Here is a 16,856-nt window from a genome sequence, read left to right on the forward strand (position 1 = left end):
TCACCCGCCCGGCGGCGAAAGCCCGGCTGATTGCTGGCCGGCCAGTTTGAGCAGGGCGACGGCCTGCCGTTCGCAATCGCGTTGCGTCGTCTCGTCGAGCGCTTTCAGCCAGCGCCGGGGGATCGCTTCCCGGCCGTAGCGGGCGCCGGCCAGCATGCCGGCGATGGCGCCGGTGGTGTCGGCATCGCCGCCGCGATTGACGACGTCGACCAGGCAGGCCTCGAACGAAGTCGTTGAAAACAGCGCCTGAAAGACCGCCTGGATGGTGTCGACGACATAGCCGCTGGGGTTTTCGCAGCGTTTCTTGTGGTAGGCGAAAACGGGATGGCGGCGGACCAGCTCATCGGTCCGTTCATGCTGCACGGCAGCGGGGTCGCGGCCGGCAAGAAAATCCTGGACCATGAAGATCAGTGTTTCGCAGGCAGCATCGGACAACGCGTTGTGGTGCGTGACATGGGCCTGCGCCCGGCTGGCCAGGACGCTGTGTTCCGGCGGCTGACCGTAACAGGCCAGCGCGACGGGCAGAACGCGCATCGCCGCACCGTTGCCGGCATCGTGTTCGGAGGGCGGCGCTTCCGGGTTGCCGGTTTTGCGGAAGGCGATCAGGTTGCGGCGCACGGTGTTGCCGATATCGACCGGCTTGGCGCGCATCCAGGCATTGAAGGCGTCGGCCGCGGCCCTGGCGTCGACCGCCCCGGCGGCCAGGATCGATTCGCCGAGGGCCAGCGCCATCGTCGTGTCGTCGGTGACCCGCCCGGCTTTGAGGTGGAGCCAGCCGCCGCCGGTAATCTCGCGGTGCTCGCCATGCTGGTGGCGGATTTCGTTGGGCGTCAGGAATTCGACGGTGGCCCCCAGCGCGTCACCGATGGCGAGGCCGAGATAGGCCGCGATGCCGCGCTCGAGATGCGGCGCTTCCCACGGCGGGGGCGAGGCCCGACGGCGGATCGGCGCGTTGCGGGCGATCAGTTCTCCGGACCAAAACATTTGCTGAAATCCGTACAGACGCCGCAGGACGGCGCGGGACAAACATAGATGCCTTCCCGCGAACAAACCTGGCGGTAAAGGAATTTCTTCCACTTCATGTCGTCGCTATTGGCGCGGGCCAGGCTGGGGAAGTTGATCCACATCAGCTTGCTCAACTCGTCGCGGTTGGCCAGCCCGAGATCCTGCCAAAGATGATCGCTGCCGGCGCAGGCGGTGGCGACGATGCTGGCGATCCACAGTTCGGAATCGTGCTGCCCGGCGCGTTCGGCGGTCAGCAGCTTGACCAGGTCTTCATGTTCGGGAATGCCGGCGAGGCAACGCTGGCGGGCGGCGATCGTTTCATTCGGGAAATAGCGGGCGGCCAGGTGGCCGAAGGCCTCGGCGCCGAGGCCGAGATGCGCCGGCAGGCAGCCGAAACCGGCAGCCTGTCCGGCGATCATGGCGGCGAAGATGATACGGTTCGGATCGCTGTCCAGCCCGTTTTTAGCCGGACTGGCGAGCAGCTCAAGCTGCAGCACTTGTCGATAAGGGATGCGATCCGGACCGTTCATCATGGCCTCCGTCGTGGCGTCATTTGCTCGGGTATTCGACCAGGATGTCTTCGTCGCGGACGACCATCTGGCAAGCCAGGCGCCATTGGGTCGGCGGGATGTCGTCAACGTACATCTGCTCGACTTCCGCCTTGGTGATGTGGCCGAGTTCGGTCAGCGCGGCGACTTCGCGGACATTGAGCGGGCCGCCCATCGGCCGGCGCTTGCCGTCGACCGAGGAAACCTTGACCAGACAGGTGCCGCAGTTGCCTTCCTGGCAGCCGAAGTCGATCGGGATGTGATGTTCCTTGGCCAGGTCGAGGATGGTCTGGGTGTGGCTGCCGGCGACGGCGTAGACCGTCTTGTCCTTGTGCAGCGGACTGCTGAAAGTGATGAGAGCCATTTGTTACGTTCTCCTGATGAGCGGGTTGATTTGGATTTCTCTATTGGGGTTGGGCGTGCTTTTAGTCTTATGCGGGCTTGACGACGATTTCGCCGCCGATGATCTGGGCCTGGCAGGCCAGCCGGTGGCCGCGCGGCGCCATGTTGTCCTTGAGCACCTGGTCTTCCAGGATGCTCGGCGCGGCGAGGTTTTCGCCGCCGGATACGACCTTGGTCAGGCAGGTGCAGCATTCGCCTTCGCGACAGCCGTAGGTGATGCCGGCGCCGACTTTCTCGGAAACTTCGATGAGGCGGGTGCCGGCCGGCACGGTGACGGTGACGCCGATATCCTGAAAGGTGACTTTGGCTTTAGGCATTTTTTTCTCCCTGGTTTATGCGAGTGTGGCCATGTCGATCTCGCGGTGTTCGACCCGGCCGGTCAGGTGACGGGCCAGGTTTTCGCCGAGCGTGCGGCATTCTTCGAGTTCGCCGGCATCCGGCACCAGCTTGATGCGCAGGCCGTCGACCGGGACGCGCAGCTTCAGGCCGCGCAGGCGGTCTTCGATCAGCCGTACCGCTTCGCCGCTCCAGCCGTAGGAACCGAAGGCGGCACCGAGCTTGCCCTTGATGTTGACGGTGGTCAGCGAGGAGAGCAGGTCCCAGATCGGCTTGACCGCGTCGGCGTTAATCGTCGGGCTGCCGAAGGCGAGGCCGTCGGCTTCTTCGACCAGATCGGTGAAGATGTCGGCTTCGCCGCCTTCGAGGTCGTACAGCGAAACGCGCACGCCACCGACACTTTCCGCTCCGGCGGCGAGCGCTTCGGCCATCCGCCGGGTATTGCCGTAGGCCGAGAGGTAGAAGACGACCAGCGTCTTCTCGCTGCGTGCTTCGTTGAACAGCCGGGGCGTCGCCAGTTCGCGGTAGCGATGCACGTAATCGCGCGGCTGGTGGCGCAGAATCGGGCCGTGCGCCGGGGCGATCAGTTTGATGGCTAGCGGCTCGATCAGCGCCACCGCGTCGAGCACGTACTCGCGGAAAGGCCGCATGATGTGGGCGTAGTAATACTCGAACGAGAAGCGGAAATCGCCGACCGTGTCATTGAACAGCCGGTTGTCGCAGAAGTGGCAGCCGAAGATGTCGCCGGTAAACAGCAGACCGTCCTCTTCGAGATAGGTGCATTGGGTATCCGGCCAATGCAGGTAGGGCGTGTGCAGGAAGCGCAGCGTCCGGCCGCCGAGGTCGACGGTATCGTCGGTGGTCACCGGGATGTACTCGGGCGGTTTGCCGCCGGACGGCTTCAGCAGCGCCTTGAGCATCATCTGGGCCCGGCTCGACAGGTAAACGCGGGCTTGCGGAGCGCGTCGGAGCAACTCGGGCAGGGCGCCGCTGTGGTCCGGTTCGAGATGGTTGAGGACGATGGTGGTGATTTCGTCGTATGCCGCGACCGATTCCAGCCGGCGGAAGAAATCATCGGAAAAGTTCTCCTTCACAGTGTCGATCACCGCCACGCCATTCTTGCCGCGCACGACATAGGAGTTGTAGCTCGTGCCGTTGGCGGTTTTCAGGATGATGTCGAAGCTCCGCAGATGCGGGTCGAGGGCGCCCACCCAGTGGACGCCCGGCGCAATTTCTACGGCGTGGTCAGTGATTGCCGCAGCGACCATGGCTGCTTTCCTCGGCCTCGTGATCATGGGCGTGGCTGCCACAACTGCCGTGGCCTTCCGGTCCATGCACGCAGGCTTCGATGTTGCCTTCCGGCAGCACGACGTTATTCAGACCGATCCACGCATCCACCGCGGCAATGTCGAAACCGACCAGCCGTTCCTCGCCGATTTCCATCAACGGGCGGCGAATGAGCAGCGGGTTTTCCCGCAGCAGGTGCAGGGCGTGCTCGAAACTGATGTTCTCCGGCACGATCTCGCCGGACTTGATGGCCGGCGCCGCCGGGTTGAACCAGGCGCTGACCGGCAGCTTGCCCAGGAAAGCAAGCAGCCGGTCGGCCGTCCAGGCTTCGGCCTTGAGGCTTTTTGCCTGGACGGTGTGGCCAGCGGCGGCGAGCAGGGTCTTCTGGCGAAGATTGCCTTTGCAGCCGGGTTTTTCGTAGAAGGTGATGGTGGCCATGGGCTTAGTATTTTTCTGGGGAGTGGTTCTGGTGCACTGGGTTTGATTTGCGGTGGGTTCCGCCCTTGCGGCTTCGATTGGCTTGGGGTTCCGCCTTGCTGGCGGGCGTACTTTCTTTTGTGTGGCCAAAAGAAAGTAGCCAAAGAAAAGGCCACCCCTGGGTCGGTGCCCGGCGTTGCCGGGTTCCCTGTGCTACTCGAAACGCCGGGCGGCTGCGGAACTCGGGGCTGCGCCCCTCAAACAGTCCTCGCCGAAGGCCCCCGGCATTCCTGCGTTGCTCGGCACCTCTCAAGGGGCCCGGAAAAACGAGCCGGGCTGCAGCGGATGGGGCGCGACAATCGCGGAGGGAACGGGATGTTTTTGACTCTGGGTCCCCGTGTGGAGCGCCGAGCAACGGAGCTGCTGGCGGAAAAATGGCGAGGACTGTTTGAGGGCCGTAGGCCCGAGTTCCGCAGCCCCCGCCAGTAGCGAGTAGCGCAGGGAAGTCGGCAACGCCGACCGCGTAACCCGGGGTCGCCTTCTTTTTGGCTACTTTTTCTTGGCGAAGCAAGAAAAAGTACGCCCGCGCCTCAAGCGCGGAACCCGACGGTCGAGCAAACCGGATCCACGCTTCAGGTGCGGAAAACAACATCACGCCGCCTCCCGCCACAATCCGAACTCCTTCAATTTCTCGATCGGAATTCCGGTCAGCGACCCCGGCGGGTTCAGGAACTCTCCCAGTTCATCGACGATGGCCATTTCGATCGGACAGATCGCGGCGCATTGCGGCACGCTGTGATCGCCCAGACACTCGGTGCATTTGCCGTCGTCGATCAGGAAATGCGGCGTGTCCTGGTAGATCGCCTCGTTCGGGCAAACATCGACGCAGGCCCAGCAGTTCACACAGGATTGGGTTATTTGCAGGGCCATGATTACGCCGCCTTCTTGTCTGCGGTTGCCGCGCTCAACTTGCCGGTCGCCGCGATTTCCTTGTACACCGCCATCACCGCTTCCTCGATCGGCTCCATCGCATGTTCGCCGTTCGGCGCGATGCCGGCGGCTTCCAGCTTGGCCCAGGGCTCGTAGCCGACCTTGGAGCAGAGCACCACTTCACAACCTTCGAGAATCCGGATGTTGCGGTCGAGCAGCGATTCCGTGGCGCCGGCATCGACCACATCGCCGTCGCCGCAGGAGTCCATGCCGCCGCAGTACAGCTCGGTCTTGCGGTGGCTGATGAAACGCACCCCAGCCGGCGAAGCTTCGTAGATCAGGAATTCCTTGGCATGGCCGAAGTGCTCGGCGACGACACCGTTCTTGCCGGCCACCGCCATCAGCACGGCGCGGGCATCGGCCGGGATGCCGAGTTCTTCGGCTTTCGGCTTGACGATGCCGCGCTTGGCGTCGAGCTTCTCGATGATTTCGTCGTGGACGACCTTGCGGCGGACCATGGCGGCTTCGTAATCGACTTCCATCACGTCGATCTTGTCCATGGTAAATTCGTCGCCCCGGTCTTCGCCGAGCAGGCCGACCGCATCGGCACGGCACTGGCGGCAGTGGCGCATCATCGCCATGTCGCCGGCACAGGCGTCTTGCAGGTCTTGCAGCATTTCCGGTGTCGGTTCAGGCTGTTCCATGATGCCGTAGTAGGTGCCGTGTTCGGGCTCGGCGATCAGCGGCATGACGTTGTGCAGGAAAGCGCCCTTGGCCTTGACGATCTTCGAGACTTCCTTGAGATGCTCGTCGTTGACGCCGGGAATCAGCACCGAGTTGACCTTCACCAGGATGCCGCGGTCGGTCAGCATCTGCAGACCTTTCTGCTGCTGCTCGATCAGGATGCGCGCGCCTTCGACGCCGAAAATGCGCTTGTTCTCCCAGAAAATCCACGGGTATATCTTGGCGCCGACTTCGGGATCGACACAGTTGATGGTGATCGTCACGTGGTCGATGTTGTGCTGGGCGATCCGGTCGACATACATCGGCAGGTTGAGGCCGTTGGTCGACACGCAGAGCTTGATGTCCGGGGCTCGCGCCGAGAGTTCTTCGAAGGTCTCGAAGGTGCGGGCCGGGTTGGCCAGGGGGTCGCCGGGGCCGGCGATGCCGAGCACCGTCATCTGCGGGATTTCGGCGGCGACGGCGAGCACCTTGTTGATCGCCTGTTTCGGCGTCAGGACTTCGGAGACGACGCCCGGACGGGATTCGTTGGAGCAGTCGTACTTGCGGTTGCAGTAGTTGCACTGGATGTTGCAGGCCGGGGCGACGGCCACGTGCATGCGGGCGAAGTAATGGTGCGCTTCTTCCGAATAGCAGGGGTGGTCCTGCACCTTGGCGCGGATATGGTCGGGCAGGTGGCCCAGGGCATCCGGGGCCGTGCCGCAGCCGCTGGATGAACAGCCGCCGCCTTCCGATTCCGGCGGGGTGTTGCTGATGACTGGAAGTTCCACGATGAAGGCTCCTCGTTAGCTGTGCGCAGCCTTTTCAGCAATCGCTGTGCCAGAAACGATAAGTCTTTAAAATCAGGTGGATGCAGGTTCGTGCGCCGACCCTTGTCGGGTCCGTTGTTGCAAACATGACAGGCGGCGAATGAAGGCCGGCGGCTCAGTCAGCGGCGGCCAGAGAGGGGCTTAGGTGGTAAGCCGGCGAAGGTAGATCGCCCGGCGCCACCGGATCGATCAGGCGCTGCCGGCCGGCAGCCAGAGGCGGGCCCGCAGGCCGCCGAGCGGCGCCGCGAGCAATTCCAGTCGGCCGCCGTAGAGGCGGGCCAGATCATCGACGATGGCCAGGCCGAGGCCCGAGCCGGGGACCTGTTCGTCGCCGCGCACACCGCGCTGCAAGACCCGTTGCTGCTGATCGGCGGCGATGCCGGGGCCGTCGTCGTCGATGTCGATGCGCAGTTCGTTGCCGACCTGGCCGACACCGACCGCGACCTGTGTCCGCGCCCATTTGCAGGCATTGTCGAGCAGGTTGCCGAGCATTTCCTGGGCATCCTGCGCTTCGCCGCGGAACACCCGTTGCTCGGGACAGTCGGACAGTTCGATCTGCAGGCCGCGCTCGACATGCAGCCGGTTCATCACCCGCAACAGGCCTTCGATGGCCGGCCGCAGCAGGCAGCTTTGTCCCGGCAGCTGGGCGGCCGCGGCAGCGCGGGCGCTGGCCAGGTGGTAATCGACCTGTTGCCGGGCCAGCGCGATCTGGGCGGCGACCACCTCGGCCAGCGGGCCGGGTTGGGCGTCGGCCGCATTGGCCATCACCGCCAGCGGCGTCTTGATCGCATGGGCGAGGTTGCCGGCCTGGCTGCGGGCCCGCTCGACAAAGGCGAGGTTGCGCGCCAGCACGGTATTCAGTTCATCGACCAGCGGTTGCACTTCCGACGGGAAGTCGCCCGGCAAGGTCGCTTGCCGGCCGTCGCGCAGGTCGGCCAGTTGGTCGCGCAGGCGATTCAGCGGGCGCAGGCCGACCACCACCTGGACGATAGCGGCCATTGCCAGGCCGGCGGCGAGCAGGCCGAGCGCCAGCAGCAGCGGGCCGGTGAAGCGGGCGATCGGCTCGCTCAGCAGCTTGTCGTCGGCCGCGACGATCAGGCGGACCGCCTGTTCCGGCTGATCGTCCGGCCGGAGCACCTGTTCGATCATGCGCAGCTCGGTGCCGTTCGGGCCGCTCAGCCGGTGTTCGTGAATTTCGCCGTCGACCGGGGTGTCGGGTGGCACGTGCAGCACGAAATCCCACAGCGAGCGCGAGCGGAGCAGGCCGAGGGGCGCGGTCTGGCCGCTGACCGGCAGCGGGTCGACCTGCCAGTAGAGACCGGAATAGGGGCGGGCCAGACGCGGATCGCTAAGCGCCGCGTCGAGCCCCGGCCGGCCGGCTTCGTCGAAGCTCAGATGGGCGGCCAGTTGATTCAGGTGCATGCGCAGTTCGGCATGGAACTGGCGGGACAAATGATCGCGGAACAGCGTACTCAGACCCCAGCCGGCCACCCCGACGGTGACCACGATCCAGGCCAGCGTGCCGAGCAGCAGGCGCAGGCGCAGCGAACCCCGCCAGCCCTTCAAGATGTCGGCCCGTTCAGGCGGTAGCCGAGGCCGCGGACGGTTTCGATCAGCTCGGCGGGCAGCTTCTTGCGCAGACGGCCGATGAAGACTTCGATGGTGTTCGAATCGCGGTCGCTGTCGAGGGCATACAGTTGATCGACCAGTTCGCTGCGCGAAACGACCTGCCCGGGCCGATGCATCAGATAGGCCAGCAGCTTGAACTCGTGGCTGGTCAGGGTGACCGGCTGGCCGTCGAGATGCACGCGCGCGCTGCGCGTATCGAGGACCAGCGGGCCGCAGACGATTTCGTTGCTGCTCTTGCCGTGGGCCCGGCGGATCAGGGCGCGCACCCGGGCGAGCAGTTCTTCCATGTGGAAAGGTTTGGTCAGGTAATCGTCGGCCCCGGCGTCGATGCCGGCGACCCGCTCGTGCCAGTCGCCGCGCGCCGTCAGAATCAGTACCGGCATATCGCGGCCGGCCGAACGCCAGCGCCTCAACACGCTGATGCCATCGAGCAGCGGCAGGCCGAGGTCGAGCACCACGGCGTCGAAATTTTCCTCGGCGCCCAGGAAGTGCCCGTCCTGACCATCGACCGCCACATCGACGACATAGCCGGCTTCCGCCAGAGCGGTGCGCAACTGGCTGGCCAGCGTCAGTTCATCTTCGACGACCAGTATCCGCATCAGCGCAGCTCCCCGTGCGGCCGGCCCGGCTTGAATCCCCGGTCGCGAATTTCGAGCAGCGAGGCATCCCGCGCGTCGAGTTTAAGTTTTGCCATGCCGCCGCCTTTGCGAATCATCTTGATCTCGTAAATCCATTGTCCATCCTTGCGTTCCAGCTCGACCTCGAGAATCTGGCCGGGATAATCGCGTTCGACGCGCGCCATCACCGTGCTGAGCGGCAGTATCTCACCGGCTTCCAGCGCCTGGCGGGCGAGGTCGTGATCGCGGGGCGGGTCGGCCGCTAGCGGGCCGGCCAACAGCCCCAGAAGCAAGGCCACCGGGGCGAGCCGGGAAAATCGAGAGGGCATTGCCGGGGCCTTCCGCGCTTACTGGCGATTCATGCCCGAGCCACAACCGGGGCCCATGCCCTGACCGCCGCCCATGCATCCGCCCTGGCCTGGCCCCATACCGCCACCACCCGGACCCATGCCGCGACCGGCGCCCGGACCCCGTTGCGGCGGCTCGGCCGGCAGCGTCACCCCTTGTTCAGCAGCCCGTTTCTGCATTTTTTCGTGATGCTCGGCGCGAATCTGCTCGCGCTCCGCGGCGGTTTTTGCCGATTGCATGCGGCTGCGCTGTTCGACCCGCTCCTGCTGGGTCATCAGCTGACTGCCGAAGATCGGTTCGCTGGCATTGCTGGCGGCCAGCAGGCTGGCGCTACCGAGCATGAAGCCGGCGGCGACGAGCGAACGTAAAAGAATGCGGTTCGACATGATTCTCTCCTTCATGGTTGAAATGATGTCACGACATCGAGGGAGCCACCCCCCTTTTCCTGCCGCTCATTTGTAGCGTAGTCCAGATGAACGGAATGTGAACGGCCGGTTCAGTTTCCGTTCAGGCACGGCCGGGCATAGTGGCCACATCGACCACCCACTGAGGATTCCGTGATGAAAAAACTGCCTGTTGCCCGCTTCCTGTTCCTCGCTTTGCTGTTGCCGCTGAGCGCCGCGGCCGGCCCCCTCGAGGCTCAGCTGAGCGCCTATGCCAGCGCCGCCAAGGCGGCGAACCCGAGCTTTGCCGGCTTTTCGGCAGCCCGCGGCAAGACGCTGCATACGCAGTCCTTTACCGGCGGCAAGGCCGATACGCCGTCGTGCACCAGTTGTCATGGCAAGGATCCGCAGGCCGCCGGCCAGACGCTGACCGGCAAGGCAATCAAGCCGGTGGCCCTGTCGGCGACGCCATCCCGCTATGCCGATCCGGCCAAGGTCGAGAAATGGTTCAAGCGCAATTGCAACGAAGTGCTCGGCCGCGAATGCACCCCGCAGGAAAAGGGCGACTGGCTGACCTACGTGCAGGGCCAGTAAGCCCGCTACCGACAAGGAGATCCCGATGAAATTCCCGACCCGCCCGCTGCTTCTGACCCTGACCGTCGTGGCCTTTTCCGTCTTGCTGCTCAACCGGGTGCAAGCCGGCGGCAGCCATTATTTTCCGCCGGTTGCCGATCCCGTGGTCAAGGAAGAGTGCGGCAGCTGCCACCTGGCCTTTGCCCCGTCGATGCTGCCGGCCAGTTCCTGGCAACGGATGATGGCCAACCTGAAAGACCATTTCGGCGACGACGCGACGGTGGACGACGCCCTGAAGGCGAAGATCACCGATTACCTGGTCAAGAACGCCGCCGACACCGGCGGCCAGCGCTACGGCGACAAGCTGCTGCGCGGCGTCTCGCCGAGCAACGCACCGCTGCGCATCACCGAATTGCCGAAATGGCTGCGCGAACACCGCAAGGTGCCGGACTGGGAATGGCGCCACAAGGATGTGCGCACCCGTGCCAACTGCGTGGCCTGCCATGGCGAGGCCGAGCGCGGTTACTACGAAGACTGAGCGCCACCCGTTGTCGGCAAGACACTGGCCGCCGGCCATCATCAAACTCTGGAGGATTGCATCATGCGTAAATCAAAAATTGTCCTGTCTCTCGCCCTCGTCGCCGCGCTGACGGCCGGCGGCGTGGCGCTGGTTCCCACGCTGGCCGCCGAGCGCGGTGCGGCGAGCAGCGACGGCCCAGCGGCCTGGCTGTCGATCGGCCAGGTCGTCGGCAAGCTGGAAGCGGCCGGCTACCGCAATGTCGAGAAAGTCGAGCGCGAGCATGGCGGTTATGAAGCCCGGGCGACCGACCGCAGCGGCGCGCGCGTCAAGCTCGACATCAATCCGCGTACCGGCGAAGTGATCGAGCAGCGCCAGGACGGCCGCCGGCACGCCAGAGGCGATGACGAAGCACGCGGCGGCAAGGATGGCTCGTCGTCCGACTGCAACAAGCGGCGTTGCCGCGACGACCTGCCGGTGCGTCCGGCCGGCACGCCGGCTGCCACCCGATGATCCGGGTTAACCGTTTTATTCTGGATTGACTGTGATGAAAACGCTTCTTGCAGCACTGATTGCCGTCATTTCGCTGGCCTGGGCCAGCGAAGCCCTCAATACCGTCAGCCCGGCCGGCACACATCCGCTGTGGCTGGCCCGCCAGGAAGGGCTCTACCTGAGCGGCCTGCTGTCGATCGGCCTGATGTCGCTGACCATGCTGCTGGCGACCCGGCCGGCCTGGCTGGAAACGCCGCTCGGCGGCATGGATCGGGTCTATCGCACGCACAAATGGGCCGGCATCCTGGCCGTTGTCTTTGCCGCCGTGCACTGGCTGATCGAGATGTCGGACGACATCCTGAAAGGGATGATCGGCCGCGAAGGCCGTTTGCCGAAGGAGAAATTCGCCGGCCTGCTCGACGTCATGCGCGACCTCGCCGAAGACATGGGCGAGTGGGCGATCTACGCCGTGCTCGCCATGCTGGCCATCACGCTGTGGAAAAAATTCCCCTATCGCCCCTGGCGTTTCCTGCACCGTGCCATGCCGGTGCTCTACCTGATGCTGGTCTTCCACGCCGCGCTGTTGGCGCCGCAGGCCTACTGGCTGCGCCCGACCGGCTGGCTGCTCGGCGCACTGCTGCTGGCCGGCAGCTATGGCGCGCTGCGTTCGCTGTTCGGCACCATCGGCCAGGCCCGCCAGGCGCGCGGCGAAATCATCGCCGTCGAGCAACCGGTATCCGGCATCACCAGCGTCCGCTGCCAGCTTGGCGACGGCTGGCGCGGTCACCGGCCCGGCCAGTTCGCGCTGGTCACCTTCGAGGCGGGCGAGGGCGCCCATCCCTTCACCATCGCCAGTGCCGATCGCGGCGATGGCAGCATCACCTTCCAGATCAAGGCGCTCGGCGACTATACCGGGCGGCTGGCGACGGCGCTGCGCGTCGGGCAGCCGGTGCGGGTCGAAGGGCCGTACGGCCGTTTCGCGCTCGACCGCCTGAATCGCCAGGCCCAGCAGATCTGGATCGCCGGCGGTATTGGCGTAACGCCTTTCCTGGCCTGGCTGGAGGCGATGCAGGGCGGGGTGCCGGATGCCGTTTCGGCCGACCTGCACTATTGCATCCGGCAGCGTGCCAACGATCCTTTCGTCGAACGTCTCGAAGCGCTCTGCGCCGGATTGCCGGGCGTCAGGCTGCATGTCCATGCGGCCGATCAGGGCCAGCGGCTCGATGCTACCGGCCTGATGCAGGGCAAGGACCCGGCGCAGCGCAGCGAAGTCTGGTTCTGCGGCCCGGCCGGGCTGGCCGATGGCTTGAAGGCGGCGCTGCATCGCTTGTGGTCGGGCCGCCTGGCCTTCCATCAGGAAGCTTTCGTGATGCGCTGACCGGCGCTTATGCAGCAAAAGCGCCGAGCAAGCCGGCAATGTCGTGATTGCGACAGCGCCAGGATTTCTATCTGCTTGATAGATAGGCAAAAAATTCTGGTGCCGGTCTTGCTTGGCGAATGGCATGAAAACTCATCTCGACTGGTCGGCTTACGACACCTACGGCGTCGGCGACGCTTACGCCGGCATTCCGGCGACCGGCGGCAATTACGCCAAGGCGGTCGCCGTCTGCATGAACAACCACCAGTGCCAGCGCGACGGCAAGGGCGTGATGTGCCCGAGCTATCGCATCACCGGCGATCCGGCCCATTCCACCGGGGCCCGGGTCAAGGCCTTCAAGGCGGCGCTGAATGGCGAACTCGGCGAGCAGCCGTTCGCGCATCCCGATCTGGCGGCGGCGATGGATCTCTGCGTGTCGTGCAAGGGCTGCAAGAAGGAATGCCCGAGTGCCGTCGACATGACGCTGATCAAGACCGAATACCTCGCCCAGCGCAACGAGCAGCTCGGCCTTTCGCGCCGTGCCCGGCTATTCGGCGGCCTGCCGGATTGGCTGCATCGCTATCGCCGGCCGCTGGCGGTGCTGGTCGGCTGGCGCAATGCCTGGCCCGGGCTGGCGCGGCTGGCCGAAGGCTGGCTCGGCATCGCCGCCGCCCGGCCGATCCCGCTGCCGGCCGCGCGGCCGCTCGCCGCCCCGGTTGTGGCGAGCAGCGGCGAGCGGGGAAAGGTGATCCTGTTCGTCGACACCTTCACCCACTACTACGCGCCGGAAGTCGCCGTGGCGGCCAGCGCGGTGCTGGCGGCCGGCGGCTACACGGTGGAAATCCTGCGGCCGGCCGCCGAGGATGGCGAAGTCGAGCGCCCGTTGTGCTGCGGCCGGACCTATCTGTCGCAAGGCATGGTCGACGCGGCCAAGCGCGAAGGGCAACGCATGATGGCCGCGCTGGCCCCGGCGCTGGCTGAAGGCACGCCGATCGTCGGCCTCGAACCGTCCTGCCTGTTGGCCCTGCGCGACGAGTTCTACAGCCTTTCGCTCGGTCCGGACGTGGCGCAACTCGGCAAGCAGGCCTTCCTCTTCGAGGAGTTCCTGATGCGCGAGGGCAACAAGGGCCTGAAGCTGAGGTTGAAGCCGCTCCCCGGCGGCAGGGCCGTGGTCCATGGCCATTGCCACCAGAAAGCCTTCGGGGCGATGAAGTCGGTCAGGAAAGTCCTCGGCTGGATCCCGGAATTCGAATTCGACATCGTCGACGCCAGTTGCTGCGGCATGTCCGGCAGCTTCGGGCTGGAAGCCGAGCATTACGCCGCCTCGCTCAAGATGGGCGAACTGGCCCTGCTGCCCGCCGTCAGGGCCGCCGCAGCCGACGCCCTGATCGTCGCCGACGGCTTTTCCTGCCGGCACCAGATCGCCGACGGCAGCGGCCGGCAGGCCATCCATGTTGCCGTACTGTTGCAGCGGGCGCTGGCCTAGCGGGGCCGGTGCGGCGCTTCAATCCATCGTCAGCACGGCAGCGCCTTGCAACGCGCCGCTGCGCAAGCGGCTGAGGGCTTCGTTCGCCTGCTCCAGAGGGAAGGGCGTGACGGTGGTCCTGATCGGGATTTTCGGTGCGAGGTCGAGGAATCCGAGGCCATCTTCGCGGGTAAGGTTGGCCACCGAGCGAATCATCCGCTCACCCCACAGGTCGGCGTAGCAGAATCCGGGAATGTCGCTCATGTGAATGCCGGCGCACACCACGCAACCGCCTTTTTCCGTATGGCGCAGGGCCTCGGGTACCAGCGGGCCGGCGGGGGCGAAGATCAAGGCTGCGTCGAGCGCCTGCGGTGGCGTCTGCTCGGCGCTGCCGGCCCAGGCTGCACCAAGGCGGCGGGCGAAGTCCTGGCTTTCGGTATCGCCGGGGCGGGTAAATGCATAGAAACTGCGCCCCTGATGTTTGAGCACCTGGGCGATGATGTGCGCCGCCGCGCCGAAGCCGTAGATGCCGACTGTTTGCGCCTCGCCGGCCAGGCGCAGCGCCCGGTAACCGATCAGGCCGGCGCAGAGCAGCGGTGCCAGCTCAATCGCCGGCGTGCCGTTCGAGGTGTCCGGCAGCGCGAAACAATAGCGTTCGTCAGCCACCGTGTATTCGGCGAAGCCACCATCGATCTGGTAACCGGTGAAGCGCGCCGAGTCGCACAGATTCTCCCGCCCGCTCCGGCAGAAACGGCAATTGCCGCAAGTCCAGCCCAGCCAGGGAACGCCGACCCGCTGGCCGATGCGAAATCCACTGACGCCTTCGCCAAGGGCGGTGATGCGGCCAACGATCTCGTGGCCGGGAATGATGGGCAGCGCCGGGTGAGGCAGTTCGCCGTCGATCAGGTGCAGGTCGGTTCGGCAGACGCCGCAGGCTTCGACCCGCAACTGGAGCTGGCCCGGCCCGGCGACCGGAACCGGCAGTCGTTCAAGACGCAGCGCTTCGCCGGGACGGTGAAGGCGCATGGCGCGCATGCTGGCGGGGGTGAAAGCGTGCATCGAGATTCTCCTTTTCTCGTTGCGCCGACTGGCGGCGGGCGAAGTGTCTGGACAATGCTTCGCGGGCGATCGTCCTGACCGCTCACGACAACCAAAATAGCCGCGCATCGACCGGCAATGGTCCGGGGCGCAGCGGCGGGTTGCTCCTGAATTGTAGGACGAAGTGATGCGGCTTGGAGTGTGGCGTCAGTTGCTGCGCAATTCACCGGTTTACGACAGTGAGTCGGGTTTCAACAGGGCGGCGAACTCGGCGGCCGGCAGGGGGCGGTTGAAGTAATAGCCTTGCCCTTCGGCGCAGTGATGGGATTGCAGGAAGGCCAGTTGTTGCGACGTTTCGATGCCTTCGGCGATGACGCGCAGCTTCAGGCTCTTGCCCATGGCAATGATCGCGCCGATCAGCGAGACTTCCTCGCCATCGGTGTCGCCGTCGATGTCCTGGACGAACGACTGGTCGATTTTCAGGGTATCGATCGGGAAACGTCGCAGATAGCTCAAGCTCGAATAGCCGGTGCCAAAATCGTCGATCGCAATCTGCACGCCGAGCGCCTTGAGGGCGCGCAGGATTTCGGCGGTCGGCGTGGTGTCCTGCATCAGCCCGCTCTCGGTCATTTCGAGCTCGAGACGCGATGGGTCGAGGCCGCTTTCGTCGAGAATGGCACGGACGCCGGCGAGAAAGCCCTCGCTGTGGAACTCGACGGCCGAAACATTGACGGCGATGTGCCCGATATCGAGACCGGCCGCCAACCATTCCACCGTCTGGCGGCAGGCTTCGCCGAGCACCCAGCGGCCGAGCGGCAGGATCAGGCCGCAGTTTTCGGCGACGTTGATGAACTCGGTCGGCGAGACCAGCGCCTGGCCGGCCGGCCGCATCCGGACCAGCGCCTCGGCGCCGGCAATGGCGCCCGTTTCAAGATTCATTTTCGGCTGGTAGTGCAGGACGAAGCCGTCCTCCTCCAGCGCCTGATGCAGCGCCTCCTCGACCGAGCGGCGGGCCACTGCATTGACGTTCATGTCCGGCGTGAACATCTGGTAGTTGTTGCGCCCGGTCGTTTTGGCGTGATACATCGCCGTGTCGGCGTTCTTGACCACCGTTTCGGCGTCCTTGCCGTCGTCGGGGTAGAGGCTGATGCCGATGCTCAGCGTGACGTGCAGCCGATGGCCGGCAATCAGGTGCGGCTCGCGCATGGCCTTGATCAATTTTTCGGCGGCGACGACCGCATCCTGCGCGGCTTCGATTTCGGCCAGCAGCACGACGAATTCGTCACCTCCCTGTCGGCTGACGGTGTCCGAGTGGCGGGGGAGGCAGGCTTGCAGGCGGGCGGCGGCCGATTGCAGTAACTGGTCGCCGATCGCATGCCCGAGCGAATCGTTGATGTGCTTGAAGTGGTCGAGATCGAGATACATCAAGGCAACGCGCTTGCCATGCCGTTGCGCCAGCGCAATCGACTGGGTCAGGCGATCGTTGAGCAGGGCACGGTTCGGCAAGCCGGTGAGAAAATCGTGCTGGGCCATATAAGCCATCTGGGCGGTGGCTTTTTCGGCTGCCTCGGTCATCGTCTGGGCGTGCACCGTGGCGACGACCAGGCGCTCGTTGGCTTCCCGCAAGTGGGCCTCGGTGATCACCCCCAGTTCGCTTTTGGCGCGCGCTGCCGCTTCGCTCAGATCGGCGGCCTTCTGGCGCAGGTCGGCCGCTTCCTGGCGCAAATCGGCGTTTTCCTGGCGTTGGTCGGCGTTTTCCTGGCGTTGGTCGGCCGTCGCCTGACGCCGGTCGGCTTTTTCTTCGCGTTGGTCGGCGCTTCGTTCGCCGGCGATCAGCGTGGCCTCGCGCGCGCTGAGCATATGCCGGGCGGCGCTTGGCGGTAGTTGCTCGCTGTCCAGGCCTGCAGGCGACGAGCTGGTTGCGCCGTTGTGGCGGATGATATTTTTCTTGGGCATTGATTT

The 16,856-nt window shown here is 65.3% G+C and carries 19 protein-coding genes; 5 read left to right on the forward strand and 14 right to left on the reverse strand.

The window, feature by feature from the left end; genetic code table 11:
• The 12 genes from draG to ACLIKD_RS05705 all read right to left on the reverse strand — a co-directional run bounded on the left by draG (position 1) and on the right by ACLIKD_RS05705 (position 9,455).
• Positions 1 to 984, reverse strand: coding sequence for an ADP-ribosyl-[dinitrogen reductase] hydrolase (gene draG / locus ACLIKD_RS05650; RefSeq protein WP_428827521.1), 984 nt, complete (start codon positions 982 to 984; stop codon positions 1 to 3).
• Complete coding sequence (locus ACLIKD_RS05655; protein WP_428827522.1) at positions 963 to 1,535, reverse strand: nitrogen fixation protein NifQ; 573 nt, start codon at positions 1,533 to 1,535, stop codon at positions 963 to 965. The genes draG and ACLIKD_RS05655 overlap by 22 nt, the downstream gene beginning before the upstream one ends.
• A gap of 19 nt (positions 1,536 to 1,554) precedes the next feature.
• The gene (locus ACLIKD_RS05660; protein ID WP_226419339.1) at positions 1,555 to 1,917 is read right to left on the reverse strand and encodes a 2Fe-2S iron-sulfur cluster-binding protein; all 363 of its coding nucleotides are present in this window, start codon (positions 1,915 to 1,917) and stop codon (positions 1,555 to 1,557) included.
• A gap of 67 nt (positions 1,918 to 1,984) precedes the next feature.
• Positions 1,985 to 2,272 (reverse strand): 2Fe-2S iron-sulfur cluster-binding protein, encoded by a 288-nt coding sequence (locus tag ACLIKD_RS05665; protein WP_226419340.1) that lies wholly within the window; start codon positions 2,270 to 2,272, stop codon positions 1,985 to 1,987.
• Positions 2,273 to 2,287: 15 nt separating this feature from the next.
• Positions 2,288 to 3,559, reverse strand: a complete 1,272-nt coding sequence (locus ACLIKD_RS05670) for an FprA family A-type flavoprotein (RefSeq protein ID WP_226472977.1) — start codon at positions 3,557 to 3,559, stop codon at positions 2,288 to 2,290.
• Positions 3,537 to 4,016 carry an ArsC/Spx/MgsR family protein gene (locus tag ACLIKD_RS05675; RefSeq protein WP_428827523.1) on the reverse strand — a complete coding sequence of 160 codons (480 nt, stop codon included), beginning with the start codon at positions 4,014 to 4,016 and terminating at the stop codon, positions 3,537 to 3,539. The genes ACLIKD_RS05670 and ACLIKD_RS05675 overlap by 23 nt, the downstream gene beginning before the upstream one ends.
• 630 nt (positions 4,017 to 4,646) lie before the next feature.
• Entirely contained in the window at positions 4,647 to 4,925 is a 279-nt protein-coding gene (locus tag ACLIKD_RS05680; RefSeq protein WP_428827524.1) for a 4Fe-4S binding protein, read from the reverse strand.
• 2 nt (positions 4,926 to 4,927) lie between these two features.
• On the reverse strand, positions 4,928 to 6,436 hold the full coding sequence (gene nifB / locus ACLIKD_RS05685) for a nitrogenase cofactor biosynthesis protein NifB (RefSeq protein ID WP_428827525.1): 1,509 nt from the start codon (positions 6,434 to 6,436) through the stop codon (positions 4,928 to 4,930).
• 228 nt (positions 6,437 to 6,664) lie between these two features.
• Positions 6,665 to 8,041, reverse strand: coding sequence for a sensor histidine kinase (locus tag ACLIKD_RS05690; RefSeq protein ID WP_428827526.1), 1,377 nt, complete (start codon positions 8,039 to 8,041; stop codon positions 6,665 to 6,667).
• Positions 8,038 to 8,703, reverse strand: a complete 666-nt coding sequence (locus tag ACLIKD_RS05695; protein ID WP_428827527.1) for a response regulator transcription factor — start codon at positions 8,701 to 8,703, stop codon at positions 8,038 to 8,040. The genes ACLIKD_RS05690 and ACLIKD_RS05695 overlap by 4 nt, the downstream gene beginning before the upstream one ends.
• Entirely contained in the window at positions 8,703 to 9,050 is a 348-nt protein-coding gene (locus ACLIKD_RS05700; RefSeq protein ID WP_226419347.1) for a PepSY domain-containing protein, read from the reverse strand. The genes ACLIKD_RS05695 and ACLIKD_RS05700 overlap by 1 nt, the downstream gene beginning before the upstream one ends.
• 18 nt (positions 9,051 to 9,068) lie before the next feature.
• On the reverse strand, positions 9,069 to 9,455 hold the full coding sequence (locus tag ACLIKD_RS05705) for a hypothetical protein (RefSeq protein ID WP_428827528.1): 387 nt from the start codon (positions 9,453 to 9,455) through the stop codon (positions 9,069 to 9,071).
• Positions 9,456 to 9,629: 174 nt separating this feature from the next.
• Between ACLIKD_RS05705 and ACLIKD_RS05710 the strand changes: the two genes are divergently transcribed.
• The 5 genes from ACLIKD_RS05710 (at position 9,630) to ACLIKD_RS05730 (ending at position 13,877) form a co-directional block, all read left to right on the forward strand.
• Complete coding sequence (locus tag ACLIKD_RS05710; RefSeq protein WP_428827529.1) at positions 9,630 to 10,046, forward strand: DUF1924 domain-containing protein; 417 nt, start codon at positions 9,630 to 9,632, stop codon at positions 10,044 to 10,046.
• A gap of 25 nt (positions 10,047 to 10,071) precedes the next feature.
• Entirely contained in the window at positions 10,072 to 10,563 is a 492-nt protein-coding gene (locus ACLIKD_RS05715) for a diheme cytochrome c (RefSeq protein WP_428827530.1), read from the forward strand.
• Between the two features lie 63 nt (positions 10,564 to 10,626).
• Positions 10,627 to 11,055 (forward strand): PepSY domain-containing protein, encoded by a 429-nt coding sequence (locus ACLIKD_RS05720; RefSeq protein ID WP_428827531.1) that lies wholly within the window; start codon positions 10,627 to 10,629, stop codon positions 11,053 to 11,055.
• Between the two features lie 34 nt (positions 11,056 to 11,089).
• Positions 11,090 to 12,412, forward strand: a complete 1,323-nt coding sequence (locus ACLIKD_RS05725; RefSeq protein WP_428827532.1) for a ferredoxin reductase family protein — start codon at positions 11,090 to 11,092, stop codon at positions 12,410 to 12,412.
• A 124-nt stretch (positions 12,413 to 12,536) separates the two neighbouring features.
• Complete coding sequence (locus ACLIKD_RS05730) at positions 12,537 to 13,877, forward strand: (Fe-S)-binding protein (RefSeq protein WP_428827533.1); 1,341 nt, start codon at positions 12,537 to 12,539, stop codon at positions 13,875 to 13,877.
• A gap of 18 nt (positions 13,878 to 13,895) precedes the next feature.
• Here ACLIKD_RS05730 and ACLIKD_RS05735 read toward each other — a convergent pair whose 3' ends face one another.
• Positions 13,896 to 14,915: a zinc-dependent alcohol dehydrogenase family protein gene (locus tag ACLIKD_RS05735; protein WP_428827534.1), complete on the reverse strand. Its 1,020-nt coding sequence runs from the start codon at positions 14,913 to 14,915 to the stop codon at positions 13,896 to 13,898.
• A 210-nt stretch (positions 14,916 to 15,125) separates the two neighbouring features.
• On the reverse strand, positions 15,126 to 16,850 hold the full coding sequence (locus tag ACLIKD_RS05740; protein WP_428827535.1) for a putative bifunctional diguanylate cyclase/phosphodiesterase: 1,725 nt from the start codon (positions 16,848 to 16,850) through the stop codon (positions 15,126 to 15,128).
• Positions 16,851 to 16,856: the final 6 nt, after the last annotated feature.

The sequence above is a fragment of the Azonexus sp. IMCC34842 genome, from assembly GCF_050368855.1.
GTDB classification, from domain to species: Bacteria; Pseudomonadota; Gammaproteobacteria; order Burkholderiales; family Rhodocyclaceae; genus Azonexus; species Azonexus denitrificans_A.

Excerpts from the sequence above, each read along its gene's own strand:
- draG (WP_428827521.1), bottom strand. The coding sequence starts at position 984 with ATGTTTTGGTCCGGAGAACTGATCGCCCGCAACGCGCCGATCCGCCGT.
- ACLIKD_RS05655 (WP_428827522.1), bottom strand. The coding sequence starts at position 1,535 with ATGAACGGTCCGGATCGCATCCCTTATCGACAAGTGCTGCAGCTTGAG.
- ACLIKD_RS05660 (WP_226419339.1), bottom strand. The coding sequence starts at position 1,917 with ATGGCTCTCATCACTTTCAGCAGTCCGCTGCACAAGGACAAGACGGTC.
- ACLIKD_RS05665 (WP_226419340.1), bottom strand. The coding sequence starts at position 2,272 with ATGCCTAAAGCCAAAGTCACCTTTCAGGATATCGGCGTCACCGTCACC.
- ACLIKD_RS05670 (WP_226472977.1), bottom strand. The coding sequence starts at position 3,559 with ATGGTCGCTGCGGCAATCACTGACCACGCCGTAGAAATTGCGCCGGGC.
- ACLIKD_RS05675 (WP_428827523.1), bottom strand. The coding sequence starts at position 4,016 with ATGGCCACCATCACCTTCTACGAAAAACCCGGCTGCAAAGGCAATCTT.
- ACLIKD_RS05680 (WP_428827524.1), bottom strand. The coding sequence starts at position 4,925 with ATGGCCCTGCAAATAACCCAATCCTGTGTGAACTGCTGGGCCTGCGTC.
- ACLIKD_RS05695 (WP_428827527.1), bottom strand. The coding sequence starts at position 8,703 with ATGCGGATACTGGTCGTCGAAGATGAACTGACGCTGGCCAGCCAGTTG.
- ACLIKD_RS05700 (WP_226419347.1), bottom strand. The coding sequence starts at position 9,050 with ATGCCCTCTCGATTTTCCCGGCTCGCCCCGGTGGCCTTGCTTCTGGGG.
- ACLIKD_RS05705 (WP_428827528.1), bottom strand. The coding sequence starts at position 9,455 with ATGTCGAACCGCATTCTTTTACGTTCGCTCGTCGCCGCCGGCTTCATG.
- ACLIKD_RS05710 (WP_428827529.1), top strand. The coding sequence starts at position 9,630 with ATGAAAAAACTGCCTGTTGCCCGCTTCCTGTTCCTCGCTTTGCTGTTG.
- ACLIKD_RS05715 (WP_428827530.1), top strand. The coding sequence starts at position 10,072 with ATGAAATTCCCGACCCGCCCGCTGCTTCTGACCCTGACCGTCGTGGCC.
- ACLIKD_RS05720 (WP_428827531.1), top strand. The coding sequence starts at position 10,627 with ATGCGTAAATCAAAAATTGTCCTGTCTCTCGCCCTCGTCGCCGCGCTG.
- ACLIKD_RS05725 (WP_428827532.1), top strand. The coding sequence starts at position 11,090 with ATGAAAACGCTTCTTGCAGCACTGATTGCCGTCATTTCGCTGGCCTGG.
- ACLIKD_RS05730 (WP_428827533.1), top strand. The coding sequence starts at position 12,537 with ATGAAAACTCATCTCGACTGGTCGGCTTACGACACCTACGGCGTCGGC.
- ACLIKD_RS05735 (WP_428827534.1), bottom strand. The coding sequence starts at position 14,915 with ATGCACGCTTTCACCCCCGCCAGCATGCGCGCCATGCGCCTTCACCGT.
- ACLIKD_RS05740 (WP_428827535.1), bottom strand. The coding sequence starts at position 16,850 with ATGCCCAAGAAAAATATCATCCGCCACAACGGCGCAACCAGCTCGTCG.